This is a genomic window from Flavobacterium sp. MFBS3-15 (genome assembly GCF_026107645.2).
Classification (GTDB): Bacteria; Bacteroidota; Bacteroidia; order Flavobacteriales; family Flavobacteriaceae; genus Flavobacterium.
This window is the reverse complement of record NZ_JAPCHV010000001.1, coordinates 1-15,289: the sequence shown is the minus strand read 5'-3', so window position 1 is coordinate 15,289 and position 15,289 is coordinate 1. Positions and strand designations below refer to the sequence as shown.

The 15,289-nt window shown below is 50.2% G+C and carries 13 protein-coding genes; 8 read left to right on the top strand and 5 right to left on the bottom strand.

Features of this window, described 5'->3' with window-relative positions:
* Positions 1-48 precede the first annotated feature (48 nt).
* From OGH69_RS00065 to bglX, 3 genes are read left to right on the top strand one after another with little or no spacing between them, the layout of a single operon-like run.
* Entirely contained in the window at positions 49-1,137 is a 1,089-nt protein-coding gene (locus tag OGH69_RS00065; protein ID WP_265172389.1) for an SGNH/GDSL hydrolase family protein, read from the top strand.
* Positions 1,124-2,506: a sialate O-acetylesterase gene (locus tag OGH69_RS00060; RefSeq protein ID WP_265172388.1), complete on the top strand. Its 1,383-nt coding sequence runs from the start codon at positions 1,124-1,126 to the stop codon at positions 2,504-2,506. The genes OGH69_RS00065 and OGH69_RS00060 overlap by 14 nt, the downstream gene beginning before the upstream one ends.
* A gap of 7 nt (positions 2,507-2,513) precedes the next feature.
* Positions 2,514-4,793: a beta-glucosidase BglX gene (gene bglX, locus OGH69_RS00055; RefSeq protein ID WP_265172387.1), complete on the top strand. Its 2,280-nt coding sequence runs from the start codon at positions 2,514-2,516 to the stop codon at positions 4,791-4,793.
* Between the two features lie 473 nt (positions 4,794-5,266).
* On the opposite strand, the gene OGH69_RS00050 is transcribed toward bglX, so the two are convergent.
* From OGH69_RS00050 to OGH69_RS00035, 4 genes are all read right to left on the bottom strand, one after another.
* On the bottom strand, positions 5,267-5,848 hold the full coding sequence (locus tag OGH69_RS00050) for a PhnA domain-containing protein (protein WP_265172386.1): 582 nt from the start codon (positions 5,846-5,848) through the stop codon (positions 5,267-5,269).
* Between the two features lie 284 nt (positions 5,849-6,132).
* Entirely contained in the window at positions 6,133-7,689 is a 1,557-nt protein-coding gene (locus OGH69_RS00045; RefSeq protein ID WP_265172385.1) for an NAD(P)/FAD-dependent oxidoreductase, read from the bottom strand.
* A 101-nt stretch (positions 7,690-7,790) separates the two neighbouring features.
* A complete protein-coding gene (locus tag OGH69_RS00040) occupies positions 7,791-8,129 on the bottom strand; it encodes a hypothetical protein (protein ID WP_265172384.1) in 339 nt (112 codons plus the stop codon).
* 2 nt (positions 8,130-8,131) lie between these two features.
* Entirely contained in the window at positions 8,132-9,184 is a 1,053-nt protein-coding gene (locus OGH69_RS00035) for a DUF2891 domain-containing protein (RefSeq protein WP_265172383.1), read from the bottom strand.
* A gap of 226 nt (positions 9,185-9,410) precedes the next feature.
* Between OGH69_RS00035 and OGH69_RS00030 the strand changes: the two genes are divergently transcribed.
* Positions 9,411-9,647, top strand: a complete 237-nt coding sequence (locus OGH69_RS00030; RefSeq protein WP_265172382.1) for a hypothetical protein — start codon at positions 9,411-9,413, stop codon at positions 9,645-9,647.
* 156 nt (positions 9,648-9,803) lie between these two features.
* On the opposite strand, the gene recQ is transcribed toward OGH69_RS00030, so the two are convergent.
* On the bottom strand, positions 9,804-11,999 hold the full coding sequence (gene recQ, locus OGH69_RS00025) for a DNA helicase RecQ (protein WP_265172735.1): 2,196 nt from the start codon (positions 11,997-11,999) through the stop codon (positions 9,804-9,806).
* 88 nt (positions 12,000-12,087) lie between these two features.
* On the opposite strand from recQ, the gene OGH69_RS00020 reads away from it, so the two are divergent.
* From OGH69_RS00020 to lptB, 4 genes are read left to right on the top strand one after another with little or no spacing between them, the layout of a single operon-like run.
* Positions 12,088-13,053: a KpsF/GutQ family sugar-phosphate isomerase gene (locus OGH69_RS00020; protein ID WP_265172381.1), complete on the top strand. Its 966-nt coding sequence runs from the start codon at positions 12,088-12,090 to the stop codon at positions 13,051-13,053.
* Positions 13,054-13,881, top strand: a complete 828-nt coding sequence (tatC, locus tag OGH69_RS00015; RefSeq protein WP_265172380.1) for a twin-arginine translocase subunit TatC — start codon at positions 13,054-13,056, stop codon at positions 13,879-13,881.
* Positions 13,874-14,236: a carboxymuconolactone decarboxylase family protein gene (locus OGH69_RS00010; protein ID WP_265172379.1), complete on the top strand. Its 363-nt coding sequence runs from the start codon at positions 13,874-13,876 to the stop codon at positions 14,234-14,236. Before tatC ends, OGH69_RS00010 begins: the two co-directional genes overlap by 8 nt.
* A 17-nt stretch (positions 14,237-14,253) precedes the next feature.
* Complete coding sequence (lptB, locus tag OGH69_RS00005) at positions 14,254-15,042, top strand: LPS export ABC transporter ATP-binding protein (protein ID WP_265172378.1); 789 nt, start codon at positions 14,254-14,256, stop codon at positions 15,040-15,042.
* Positions 15,043-15,289 lie beyond the last annotated feature (247 nt).

The window sequence follows — 15,289 nt, the reverse complement described above, 5'->3', positions numbered from 1 at the left end:
ACGTTTTACCATAATTTGGCTATCTTTACATTTAAACCAAAAAACGACATGTTTACGCAAAAAATACTCCTCCTTTACATCGTATCACTACTGTCATGCAATGTGGAGCAAAAGGCAATATCTAAAGGGGAATACCTCACCGGGGGAAGGGTAGAAAAGAAAGGCGATGCAGTAATATTGATAAGCCCGGCATCATTTGTTTCCTTTGCGTTTAAAGGCGACCGATGCACTATCAATTTGAAAGCTGAAGACACTTTTGAACACCATAATTACGCAGTTGTAGAAATTGACGGCAAATATGAAGGCCGCTACACCATCAAAACAGCAGCCACTCCCCTTTCATTTAAGCTGGATACCAATAAAGAGCATACTGTCGCTATATACAAGGCCACCGAAGCTGCCAACGGCAACGTGCTGTTCCTCGGTACCAATGTTGCCATGGCAAAGCCCAAAGTGCAGCCGAAGAAGAAAATTGAGTTCATTGGCGACTCCATCACCTGCGGGATGGGCAACGACTACGCCGCCATACCCTGCGACACCGCCGAATGGTACGACCAGCACAACGCCTACTATGCCTACGGCCCGATTGCCTCTCGCGAGCTTAATGCAGACTTCCTGCTGAGTTCGGTTTCCGGCATCGGGATGTACCGCAACTGGAACGACGAGCACGACAAAGAGGCCATCATGCCCGACGTATACGAGAACCTGTACCTCAACAAGGACAATTCGAAAAAGTACGGCTTCGGGTTTAATCCCGATGTTACCTGCATCGCTCTGGGCACCAACGATTTTTCGGAAGGTGACGGTAAAAAGGAACGACTCCCCTTCAATGAGGACAAATACGTAGCCAACTACATTGCCTTCGTGAAAACGGTCTATAAGCATGCGCCGAACACACAGGTAGTACTCCTCAACAGCCAGATGGTTAGCGGCGCGAAAAACGACACTTTCATCAAATGCCTCAACCGCGTGAGGGAAGCCTTTGCCTCCGATACAGCCCGCAAGCCGATACAAATTTTTACCTTTACTGCCGTAACCCCGCACGGATGCGGCTACCACCCGGACATTGACGACCATAAAAAAATGGCAGGCCAGCTGGCGCCGTTCTTAAAAACTTTACTGAATGAAAAGAAATAAATTATTCCTGTTCGCTGCGTTCACGCTTTTATCATTTGCCGCAAAGGCGAATGTAACGCTCCCCTCCTTTTTTTCGGATAACATGGTACTGCAGCGCAATGCCGATGTAAAGCTGTGGGGATGGGGCAGTCCGTTTGAAGACATCGTGATAACCACCGGCTGGGACAAAAACGAATACAAGCTCAAGCCCAACCGCGAGGCTTATTGGGAACTCATTGTGAAAACTCCCGGAGCCGGTGGTCCATATACCATCAACTTTAAAGGCTATAATGATATTACACTGAAGAATGTGATGCTGGGCGAAGTGTGGCTGTGCTCCGGCCAGTCGAACATGGAATGGTCGGCCAACATGAAGATCGACAATGCCGGGGCCGAGATCGCCAAAGCCAATTACCCCAACATCCGCTTTTTTACCGCACCCAAGCTGGCTTCTGAACAACCCCAGATGAACATGCCCGGAAGCTGGGAGGTATGCACGCCCGAAACCATGAGGCATTTTAGCGCCGTGGGCTATTACTTTGCGCGCCATTTGCAGGAAGACCTGAAGGATGTGCCCATAGGGATGATCAACTCGAGCTGGGGCGGGTCGCCTGCCGAGCCATGGATCCCTGCACAATACATCAATGAAGACCCGGTGCTGAAAAAAGCCGCCGCCGACCTGTATAAGGCTGACTGGAGCCCAAGTGACCCGGGACACATATACAACGCCATGATACACCCGTTTGTGGGCTACAGGCTGGCAGGAGTGCTGTGGTACCAGGGCGAAAGCAATGTGGGTTCGCATGTATATGACAAGACCCTCGCCGGGCTGATAAAGGGCTGGCGAAGCGAATGGAAAGCCGATTTTCCTTTTTATTTTGTGCAGATAGCGCCGTATAACTATGAGGGCAACACCGACCTCGGGGCCGTGATACGCGATGCGCAGCGACGCGTTGTGAATGCCGTGGAGAAAACCGGGATGGTCGTGGTGAGCGACATTGCCACGGTTGATGACATCCACCCGCGCAACAAGAAAGACGTGGGCACAAGGCTGGCCAACCTCGCGCTAAACAATACCTACGGCATCAAAAAGGGGGTGGTGAACGGGCCGCTACCGTCTGTCGTGAAAGCCGACAAAAACAAGCTGACTGTCACATTCGCCAATGGCGAAGGGCTGCATTTTAAGGATAAAAAAGCAACACAGTTTGAAATAGCTGGGGAAGACGGCACGTGGTACAAGGCCGAAGCCAAAATTGTAAACAACACCGTGGTACTCACATCCAAAAACGTAAAAAAACCTGTAAAGGCCCGCCATGCCTGGCACAACACCGCACTTGCCAACCTGTTTAATGGCGCGGGGCTGCCGGCATCGACCTTTACAACCGAATAAACAAACCATGAAACAAACACAAACACTACTGCTGCTGGCGCTTTTTGCCATGGGCACAACGCAGGCGCAGGACAAGAAGAAAATGGACAACAAACAGGACATCGAAAAGAAAATCGACGCGCTAATGGCCAAAATGACCCTTGAGGAAAAGGTGGGCCAGATGAACCAGTACAACGGATTTTGGGACGTGACCGGGCCTTCGCCAAAAGAAGGCAGCGCGGCACTCAAGTACGAACACCTCCGCAAAGGCTGGGTAGGCTCGATGCTCACGGTGCGGGGCGTAAAGGAAGTACGAGCCGTGCAGAAGATCGCTGTGGAGGAAACCCGCCTCGGCATCCCGCTCATCATCGGGTTCGACGTAATACACGGATACAAGACACTCAGCCCCATACCTTTGGCGGAAGCCGCAAGCTGGGACATGGAAGCGATATGCAAATCGGCCGAAACGGCGGCAGGCGAAGCATCGGCATCGGGCATCAACTGGACGTTCGGCCCCATGGTCGACATCAGCCGTGATGCACGCTGGGGCCGTGTGATGGAAGGCGCGGGCGAAGACCCGTTCCTGGGCAGTATGGTTGCTTATGCAAGGGTAAAAGGCTTCCAGGGCGACGACCTTTCGCAGCCCAATACCATCGCTGCCTGTGCCAAGCACTTTGCCGGCTACGGCTTTGCCGAATCAGGGCGCGATTATAACACGGTAGACATTGGCAATGCCACATTATACAATACGGTGCTTCCTCCCTTCAGGGCGGCTAAGGATGCAGGCGTACGTACGTTCATGAATGCCTTCAACATCCTCAACGGCGTTCCGGCAACGGGCAACAGCTTTTTGCAGCGCGACATCCTGAAAGGCAAATGGGGCTTTGACGGCTTCGTAATTACCGACTGGGCTTCCATCCGCGAGATGATTGCCCACGGATTTGCCAAAGACGGTGCCGAGGCTTCGCTAAAGGCAGTTACCGCAGGCGCCGACATGGACATGGAGTCGCACCTGTATGTGAAGGAACTGGTTGGTTTGGTAAACGACGGTAAAGTCGACATCAAACTGGTAGACGATGCCGTGCGCAGGATATTGCGCGTAAAATATGAGCTTGGCCTGTTTGACGACCCGTACCGCTATTGCGACGAAAAACGCGAAAAAGCAACCATTGGCAGCAAAGCAAATAACGATGCTGTACTGGATATGGCGAAGAAGTCCATCGTACTATTGAAGAATGAAAAGAACCTGCTTCCATTAAAGAAGAGCGGGCAGAAGATAGCGCTGATAGGCCAGCTGGCGAACGACAAGACCAGTCCGCTGGGAAGCTGGAGGATCGCCTCACAGGATGAAACGGCAGTATCGGTACTGGAAGGGATGCAGCAGTACAAAGGCAACACACTGACCTACGAAAAAGGGCCGGTAGTTTATAATGGCAAGCCGACATTCCTGACCGAAGTGGAGTACAATACTACCGACAGGAATGGTTTTGAAGCCGCCAAAACAGCCGCAAAGAATGCCGATGTGGTAATCATGGTACTGGGCGAGCACGGCTTCCAGAGTGGCGAAGGCCGCAGCCGCACCAACCTCGACCTGCCCGGATTGCAGCAGGAACTCTTAGAGGAAGTATATAAAGTGAACCCTAACATCGTACTGGTGCTCAACAATGGCCGTCCGCTGGCATTGCCGTGGGCTGCTGACCATATCCCAACCATCGTTGAGGCTTGGCAGCTGGGTACGCAAACGGGCAACGCCGTGGCACAGGTGCTGTATGGCGACTACAACCCGAGCGGCAAGCTGCCGATGAGCTTTCCGCGCAATGTAGGCCAGGTGCCGATATACTACAACCAGCACAGCACGGGCAGGCCTGTAGATGCCGATAACAACGTGTTCTGGTCGCACTACATGGATGTGGAGAAAACACCGCAATTCGCTTTCGGGCATGGGTTAAGCTACACGACATTTAAGTACGGAACCGTGAAGCTTGACAAGAAAACCTATGCGAAGGGCGAGGCTGTAAAAGTATCGGTAGAGGTAACCAACACCGGGAACTACGATGGTAAAGAGGTAGTGCAGCTGTACATCAGGGATATTGCCGCCAGCCTGTCGCGCCCGGTAAAGGAACTGAAAGGCTTTGAGCTGGTATCTCTCAAAAAAGGGGAAACCAAAACCGTAACCTTCACGCTGAGTGAAAAGGAACTGGGCTTCTTCAACAACAATGGCGATTACCTGGTAGAACCGGGAACGTTTAAGGTGTTTGTTGGGACAAGTTCTGATAACGTCCAGGAAAGTGAGTTTGAATTGAAATAAGTTTTCAGGCGCAGTCGCAGTTTTCAGAAACTGGGAACGCGGATTTACACGCGTTGATTATGTGATTTGAAAATGTTCCCGACTGCGCTCGAACTGACAATCGTACACGCATATTTTGTCGGTCGCCGTTGTCACATCGAGCGCAGTCGAGATGCAAAAAATAACAAAGCCCGATGCAGTTATGTATCGGGCTTCCCTTTTATAATAATGATTTCGGTTTCTGTGATTTAGCTTCGCTGAACCACTTCATTAGGTTTCGACCGGAGCTTGCGGAGTGGAGAAATCTCAACATATTTCCATAATCTTTTGAGATTTATCCTATCGTCGAAATGACACAGACGTTTCTGTCATTTAGCTTCGCTGAACCACTTCGTTAGGTTTCTACCGGAGCTTGCGGAGTGGAGAAATCTCAACATATTTCCATAATCTTTTGAGATTTATCCTATCGTCGAAATGACAAAGGTGACTGTAAATTATTGCTTCTTCACGTACTTTGTAAGGATCACGATAAGCTGCCCGTCTATCTTGCCTTCAATCTGCTCGTGGTTGTCATGCACCAAGCGGATGTTGCGCACCGCGGTACCCACTTTCGCGTTGAGCGTTGAGCCTTTTACATCAAGGTCTTTGATCAACGTTACAGTATCGCCCTGTTGCAGTATGTTGCCGTTGCTGTCCTTGTGGAACTGCACGCCCGCATCCTGGGTGTGGTCGCCGGTGGCCTTGGCATATTCCAGCAACTCATCGTCAAGGTACATCATGTCGAGCGCGTCGGCTGCCCATCCCTCATCGCGGAAACGGTTCAGCATACGCCATGATACCACCTGGACGGCCGGCACTTCGCTCCACATGCTTGTGGGCAGTATGTTTTGCCAAAAGGCGCTGTCGGGCTCCTCTTTCTTTTCTATTTGGGCAAGGCATTTGGCGTCGATGTAAATGAAACCGTCGGCACCGAGGTTACGGGCAGGCTGCACTTCATATACTGAAAGATTGCCTGTCGCACCGCTCAGTTCGCACACATTGCCGCTGCGTTCCTGCAATTGCTGTTCTATGGTCATGGTCGTAAAATTTTAGGGTGTAAAGGTAAGGAATTTGACAGACTTGCCATCTGGATAAATTTTGAAAATATAAGAATTAGCTTACTTTTTAAATAATCCACCTAATATAATTAACCACATAGATACATAGGGTTCATAGTTATTATTGAAGCTAAGGCTACATAATCACACATAGCGAAGCGAAGCTTCAGCCTTTGTGCCACTAAATTGGCCTAAATCCATGTCTAAAGGCTATGTACCTATGTGGTTAAATCCTGAAGACGGTAAAATTGTATTCTAAACGTTTATTCCGCGCACTTCAACGCGCATTTCTCCCCGTCAATGGCTGCGGAGATGATACCCCCTGCATAACCGGCCCCTTCACCGCACGGATATAGGCCTTTTATCTGCACATGTTCCAGCGTTTCCGGGTCGCGGGGAATGCGTACGGGCGATGAGGTGCGTGATTCGGGTGCATGGAGGATGGCCTCGTTGGTGAGGTAGCCCCGCATCGACTTGCCAAACTCTTTAAAACCCTCTCTCAAAGTCTGAGTTAAGAAGCCGGGGAACACCTGGCCTAATTCGACCGATGTGGTTCCCGGCACATAGGAAGTTTTCGGTATGTCGGCCGATACTTTCGATTGTGTGAAGTCGATCATCCGCTGGGCCGGAACGCGCTGGGTCTCCCCTGCCACGCGCCATGCCTGCTGCTCAATGGCTTTTTGGAATTCCATTCCCGCCAGTGCGCCGAATTTGGCATACGGCTTGAAATCCTCCAGCCTGAGTTCGACCACAATGCCTGAGTTTGCCGTTTCCTGGTCACGCTTGGAGGGCGACCAGCCATTGGTTACCACCTCGCCGGGGCTGGTGGCACATGGCGCTATTACGCCGCCGGGGCACATGCAGAACGAATACATCCCCCTGCCGCCTACCTGCTTTACGATGGCGTAGGGCGCGGGCGGAAGGAACTCTCCCCTGCCGGAATTGAAGTCGCAGCTGTATTGTATGCTGTCGATGAGGCTTTGCGGATGCTCGGCACGAACGCCCAGGGCAAACGGCTTGGCCTCGATGAATATCTTTTTGCGGTCGAGCAGTTCAAAAATATCGCGCGCTGAATGACCGGTAGCCAGTATGATCTTTTTGGCATTGATGGTGTCACCGTTTTGGGTCACCACGCCTTCCACTGAACTGCTTTTTACGAGAATGTCGGTCACGCGGGTATTGAAGAGCACCTGTCCGCCAAACTCGATGATCTTTTCGCGCATGGCCTTGATGATCTTGGGCAGCTTGTTGGTACCGATGTGCGGATGGGCCTCCACCAATATCTCCTCCGATGCGCCAAATGCCACGAACAGGCGTAAGATCCTGTCGACATCGCCGCGCTTTTTGGAACGGGTGTACAGCTTGCCGTCGGAATAGGTGCCTGCCCCACCCTCGCCATAGCAGTAGTTGGAATCGCCGTCTACAATGTGGTCGCGGTTAATAGCCTTGAGGTCGCGGCGGCGCTCCTGCACGTCCTTGCCACGCTCGAGGACAATGGGCTTTAACCCAAGCTCGATCAGCTGTAATGCGGCGAACAATCCCGCAGGCCCGGCACCAATGATGATGACTTCGGGTACATTGGATACATCCTTATACTCCGGCAGCTGCAGTTTGGTTTCGGTGTACTCTTCATCATGATAAACCGCCACCTTCAGGTTGACCTTTACGGCCTTCTGGCGCGCGTCGATGGAGCGTTTGATGATGGCGACATGGCGTATCTCACCGGCATTAACGTGCATAAGATTTGCAATGTGCGCGGTAAGCAGGTGTTGCTGTGCGGCTACTTCGGGTGCGACCTGTATCTGGAGTTCTTTTGGCATGCCGCAAAAGTAATTATTTATTTTTTATTGTTTATTTTCTATTGGGCGGAGAAGTTGTACCGCGAAGGTTCGCAAAGGAGACACGAAGATGCACAAAGGCTTTATGCTTTTATTTTTACTTTCTGCTCACCGGCATCCCAGTAAATTTTTTGCCTATTGTTTCTAAGCCATTTTTTCCAGTCTCTCAGGTTCTCCTTTGAGGGGATATAGAACAGTTCCTTTTGCTCTTCAACATCTCCTTTTATTCCTGTCATTCCTTCTAAAAACTCATACGATCTTGCCAATGCTGAAGCTTCATCAATGTAGCCGATATTGACGAAACTTTCAATAACACTCAAATGATACAGAAAAACTTTGTTGGCCATATCCTCTTCATCTGATAAAGACTTACAAGACACCACCATAAGAAGCGATAAAACAAGAAGTAATTTATTTTTCATAATTATAACTTTTGTTCAAACGCATACAACGCAAACGACGCCAGCCAGTGTTCCCCCTCATAATTGCCATCGGTTATCGACGGTAGGGAATACACAAGGTGCTTATCAGCCAATACCTTCAGGTGGCCTAATTGCTTAGGGTATTGCTTTGCGAGAGCATAAAAATTCCACGCCCGGCTGAAGTTAAGGCCGTCCAGGTGTATGAGGTGGCCATCAGTACGGTCGGACACTTTGCCCGGCTCCCATGCAAAATTTTTGTCGAAAAGCTGTGGCGAGAAATCCCTGAGCCACTTTAAAAAATCCTCTTCAGGCATGATGCGCTGCATGGTGCCTATTTCCTCCATGCAGGGCGACAGGAAGTCGGTGCCGCTGGGCTCCCAACTGAACGGACAGCCCATATCGTTCTTAAAGAGGCGCAAGGCATTTTCGCGGATACTGTTCTGTAACGCTATGTTCTTTGCGTGCACGGCATAATCCAAGGCAAGATTCAATCCAAAAGCGGTATTGGTATGTGTGCCGTTGCGAAGGGCATAATTGAGCTTGGGGAGGAATTCGATGTAGCGTTCAGCCAGCAGCGTGGTTAAAGGCTGCAGGTTGGCAGCGAGTTCTTTGGCGAAAGGTTCGTTGTACGTATCCAGTTCCTGCTGGAGTTTTAATAACCATGCCCAGCCGTAGGTACGCTCATAGGATTTCTCGTGTTTTTTATTGAGGTAGGCTACTTCTGTCAGTACATTCTGTTTCGACAGGTTCACCTTCAACTTATTAATGATCTCCTGACGGTTATTGAGGTTTGGGAATTTCTTCAGCAAATACACCAGGCTCCAGTGACCGTGCACCGAAGAATGCCAGTCGAAGCATCCGTAAAACGCAGGGTGCAGCTTTTTGGGGCCGGCAATCTCGGTGGAGTCGGCCAACAGCTGGCTGAGCTTGTTGGGGTACTCCTGCTGGAGGCATTTCATGGGGAGGGCTGCCAGGTCGTTGGCTTGCTTTTGGGTGAGCTGCTGGGAAAATGCGAGGGTGGTTGTGAGGAGGAGTATTACAGAAAAAATTTTCATTTTGAAAAATGGTTTGATTCAAAAATAAGGAATGTTTTTTAATAAGCCATAGTTACCGGTATTCCATTTCGAACGGAGGCACGGAGAGAGAAATCCCGGGAGACTAAATGCAAAATTGAGATTTCTCCCTCCGGTCGAAATGGAACAAGCGCATTTCAGGTGTCTCAGTAAATATTACTTTGTAACTTTGACAACTTTCCACTTTTAGACTTTGAAACTTTAGACTATGTCCCGAAAAATAAAACTGATATGGGATTTCCGGGGGGAGGCATCTGCCAAAACAGCGGAGCACCATGAGAAGCACCTTAAGGAATACATCGCCATCGAAAAATTGCCAATCAATATCACCGGGTTCGACATCCTGAGCGAAATGCACGCCATCGCCTGGATGGTGGTTACCGATGAGTACATGGTACCCGTGAGGGATGCGCTCAGGCCGCACAGGGGGGAATTATTTGGTTGATGGTTATTGGTTGTCGGTTGTCAGTTGTCGGATACTCTTAATAAATGAACAACAATAAATAAGCCCGACAGAATACCTTCTATCAGGCTCATTTTTATATATCTATCGGTCTGGATGAGTGAAGCTTCCGACAACCATCAACCGACAACTAAAAACCTAATTCGCCACCTCACTGATAAACTTTATCCGCATCAGGCGCAGCTCCTCGGTGTCATAATCACCGTCAAATTCTTTTAGGGCATCCTTGATGCTGTCAGACTCGCTTTCCATGTAGTAGTCCTGTATCTCCTCCTGCTGGTCCTCATCGAGTATCTCATCGATCCAGTAGGTAATGTTCAGCTTGGTGCCTGAATATACGATCTGCTCCATTTCCTTCAATAAAGCATCCATGTCGAGGCCTTTTGCCTTTGCAATATCGTTAAGCGACAGCTTGCGGTCAATATTCTGTATGATGTATAATTTCAGCCCTGAATTGGCCCCGGTAGATTTCACTACCAGGTCGTCCGGCCTTACGATGTCGTTATCCTCTACATACCTCGCAATCAGCTCTACGAAGTCCCTGCCGTATTTTTTGGCCTTGCCCTCCCCTACGCCATGCACGTTGCCAAGCTCCTCGAGCGAAATGGGGTATTTGAGCGCCATGTCCTCCAATGAAGGGTCCTGGAACACCACAAACGGTGGCACGCCCAGCTTTTTAGCTACCTTCTTCCGCAGGTCGCGCAGCATGGCCATCAGCGCTTCGTCGGCCGTACCGGACGATTTTGAGGCTGTTACCGTAGCTTCCTCATCCGTTTCATTAAAATCATGGTCTTCGCTCATCAGGAACGAAACCGGGTTCTTTATGAAACCCTCGCCTTTTGGGGTCAGCTTCAATACACCGTAGGTCTCGATATCCTTTGACAGATAACCCTCAACAAGCACCTGCCTGATAAGCGCCATCCAGTATTTTTCGTCGAGGTCCTTACCTGTGCCAAAAAAGCTCTGGGCATCAGTACGGTGGGCTTTTATCACGGCATTGATCTTGCCGGTAAGCGTGAATATGATCTCTTTGGATTTGTATAATTGCTTGGTATCCCTTACCACCTCGAGCAGCGTGACCACATTGTCTTTGGCTTCCACTTTCTTCTTGGGGTTGCGTACGTTGTCGTCCATATCGGCGCCCTCGCCTGTCTCTTCGTCAAACTCCTCACCGAAGTAATGCAGCAGGAACTTTCGGCGCGACATGGAGGTTTCGGCATAGGCCACCACTTCCTGCAGCAGCGCAAAGCCTATCTCCTGCTCGGCCACCGGCTTGCCCGACATGAATTTTTCGAGCTTTTCGATATCTTTATAAGAATAATACGCCAGGCAATGCCCTTCGCCGCCGTCGCGGCCGGCACGCCCGGTTTCCTGGTAGTAGCTTTCGAGTGATTTCGGGATGTCATGGTGGATCACAAAGCGTACATCCGGCTTGTCGATACCCATACCGAAGGCGATGGTAGCCACCACCACATCCACATCTTCCATCAGGAACATGTCCTGGTGTTTGGCGCGGGTCTTGGCGTCGAGGCCTGCATGGTAGGGCACGGCGCTTATGCCGTTCACCTGCAGTACCTGCGCTATCTCCTCTACCTTTTTGCGGCTCAGGCAGTAGATAACGCCCGATTTGCCTTTGTGCAGGCGGATAAAGCGTATGATGTCCGATTCGACATTCTTGGTCTTGGGGCGCACCTCGTAATAGAGGTTGGGCCTGTTGAACGATGCCTTGAATGTATTGGCATCGGTCATGTCGAGGTTTTTCAGGATGTCCTCCTGTACCTTGGGCGTTGCGGTTGCCGTAAGCCCTATGACCGGCACATCGGCCAGCTGCTGTATGATGTTCTTGAGGTTGCGGTATTCCGGGCGGAAGTCGTGGCCCCACTCCGAGATGCAGTGCGCCTCGTCAATCGCCACAAAGGACAGCGGCACCCCTTTAAGGAATGTAACATATTCTTCCTTGGTGAGCGACTCGGGGGCAACGTATAAAAGTTTGGTGAGGCCCGAAGTGATATCCTTCTTTACCTGGTTGATCTCTGTTTTGGTCAGGGATGAGTTGAGCACGTGGGCAACGCCCGTTTCTGACGACAGGCTACGGATGGCATCCACCTGGTTTTTCATCAGCGCGATGAGCGGCGACACCACGATTGCGGTTCCGTCGAGCACCAGCGCAGGCAGTTGGTAACACAGTGATTTTCCTCCTCCCGTAGGCATGATCACAAATGTATTATTGCCGTGGATAATGCTCTTTACAACATCTTCCTGAAGGCCTTTAAAAGTGTTAAAACCAAAATACTTTTTTAACTCTTTATGTAAGTCAATTTCGGCCAATTTCATCATTTATTAATTGTAATTTACATAAATTTGCACAACCTAAAGATACAAAAATCTTTAATATTTCCAACTTTTTAAACATTTCATCCGTTTGATAAATAAAGTCGAGATATTGGCATCTGCCAAAAAAACCCTCCTTTCTGAAAGCGAGAGCATTGCAAACCTGGTGAATTACCTTGACGATGATTTTGCAAAAGCTGTTGAAATCATTTATAATACCAAAGCACGCGTAGTAGTGACAGGCATCGGCAAAAGCGCCATCATCGCCGCCAAAATCGTTGCCTCGCTCAACTCTACCGGCACACCCTCCCTTTTCCTGCACGCTGCCGAAGCCATCCATGGCGACCTTGGCATGGTGCAGCCCGGCGATGTGGTGATTTGCATCTCCAAAAGCGGCAACAGCCCCGAGATAAAAGTGCTTGTCCCCTTGCTGAAGCGCTTTGGCAACACCCTTATCGGGATGACGGCCAACAAAGAATCTTTTTTGGGAAAGGGATCCGACCTTGTACTTAATGCGTATGTAGCAACGGAGGCCGACCCAAACAACCTGGCCCCTACCAACAGCACAACCGCACAGCTCGCGCTGGGCGACGCGCTTACGGTATGCCTCATTGAAATGCGCGGGTTCAAAAGCGAAGATTTTGCCAGGTACCACCCGGGTGGCGCACTGGGCAAAAAGCTGCTGCTGCGCGTGGGCGACATGCTCGACGGCACGCACATGCCGCAGGTTTCGCCGGATTGCAGCATCAAGAAGGCCATAGTGGAAATATCGGAAAAAAGGCTGGGCGTTACAGCCGTAATAGACAATAACAAAATAACAGGCATCATTACCGATGGCGACATCAGGCGCATGCTTGCCGACAGGGACAATATCGCAGGCGTTACGGCGGCCGACATCATGACCAAATCGCCAAAAACGATAAAATCGACCGACATGGCCGTGGACGCGCTGAACATGATGGAAAACTACTCCATCACCCAGCTTGTAGTGGCCGATGAAGGCGAGTACAAAGGGATATTGCACCTGCATGACATTTTAAAGGAAGGGATTGTATAAATGGCAAAAAATAAAAATGAAGGCGGCGAAATGTCCTTCCTCGACCATTTGGAAGAGCTCCGCTGGCTGTTGGTCCGGAGCTGCATCGCCATCATCATAGGGGCATCGGTGGCGTTTGCCTTCAGCCGGTTCATATTCGACAACATCATCTTTGCCCCAAAGAAGTCGGACTTCGTTACCTACCAATTTTTCTGCGACCTGGCGAATAAGTACGACCTGGACAAGAGCTTTTGCGTAACCGAGATACCTTTCGAGATCCAGAGCCGCACCATGGACGGGCAGTTTACCACCGACATCTGGATATCGGTAACTGCCGGGCTTATACTGGTATTCCCCTACATACTTTACCTTATATGGAAGTTCATCAGCCCCGCGCTCTATGATAAGGAAAAGAAATATGCGGTGTCGTTCATTCTTTCTACTTCACTGCTCTTCTTTTTGGGGGTGCTTTTCGGCTACTACCTTATCATGCCGCTATCGATCAATTTCCTTGCCAACTATACCATAAGCGACGTGGTGAAAAACGACATTGACCTCGCCTCCTACCTGAGCCTCATCAAGACTACGGTACTCTCGTGCGGGATTGTGTTCGAATTGCCCATAATCATCTATTTCCTTGCGAAATTAGGACTGGTTACTGCCCAGTTCCTGAGGAAATACAGGAGATATGCCTACGTTATCATACTCATACTTGCTGCCGTGGTAACACCGCCCGATGTAGTGAGCCAGATGATTGTCACCATTCCTTTGGCCATACTGTTTGAGCTGAGCATATTCATAGCGGCACGCATTAATAAGAACAAAGAAAAAGAACTTGCAAATGGCTAACCCGGTACAGGAATTTAACGACTACCGCCAAAAGATGAACGACAAGCTGCTGGCGGATAACAACAAGATCATAAAGCGTATCTTTAACCTCGACACGAATGCCTACATGGAGGGCGCGCTCGACGTGAAGACGAAAGAACTGCTGGGCCTTGTAGCCTCGGCGGTACTGCGCTGCGACGACTGCATCAAATACCACCTGGAGACGTCGTACAAAGAAGGGCTTACCAAAGAGCAGGTAATGGAAGCGCTGGGCATAGCGACGCTTGTGGGCGGCACCATTGTGATACCGCACCTGCGACGCGCCTACGAATTTTGGGAGGCTTTGGAACAACAAAATCCGGAAACGGCTGTTTAACTGTAAACGGGAACAACATGAAGCTAAGAGCAGAAAATTTAATAAAAACCTATAAAGGCCGCAGCGTGGTTAAGGGCATTTCGGTAGAAGTGAACCAGGGCGAGATCGTTGGGCTGCTGGGCCCGAACGGCGCGGGCAAGACCACGTCATTCTACATGATCGTGGGGCTTGTAAAGCCCAATGCCGGCAAGATATACCTCGACAAGCAGGAAATTACCGATTTCCCGATGTACAAGCGCGCCCAGCACGGCATCGGCTACCTGGCGCAGGAGGCATCGGTATTCCGCAAACTGAGCATTGAGGACAACATCATGAGCGTACTGCAGCTGACCAAGCTGACGAAGGATGAGCAGGAGGCCAAGATGGAATCGCTGATAGAAGAATTTGCGCTGAACCACATACGCACCAACCGCGGCGACCTGCTGTCGGGTGGTGAAAGGAGGCGTACCGAGATAGCACGCGCGCTGGCAACCGACCCTAAGTTCATCCTGCTGGATGAGCCGTTTGCCGGGGTTGATCCCGTGGCGGTAGAAGACATTCAGCGCATTGTAGCGCAACTGAAGGACAAGAATATCGGCATCCTCATTACCGACCACAACGTACAGGAAACCCTTGCCATTACCGACAAGACCTACCTGATGTTTGAAGGTGGTATCCTGAAGGCCGGCGTACCCGATGAACTGGTGCAGGATGAGATGGTGCGAAAGGTATACCTGGGGCAGAACTTTGAGCTGCGCCGCAAAAAGATCGACTTCCATAAACCGAGGGCATCGGCACCTACAGAACCCGACCCGGAGAATTTTTAAGGCATAAAAAAAAGGGGCTGTCTCAAAAGTGAGGCAGCTCTAATTTTTTAAACAAATAAGGGAGCCCGAGGGCTCCCTATATTCTGCAAGTTTGTTAACTTGCGGTGTGTATAATAAATCAAAAGTAATCTTTAAAGATTACAATCCCAAGCAAAATTTTCTACTTCCTCCAAGTTTAGAGGAGCTGATAGAAGAGAACCATCCTGTAAGAACCGTCTCCGATGTGATTGACGGTCTTGACCTGCAA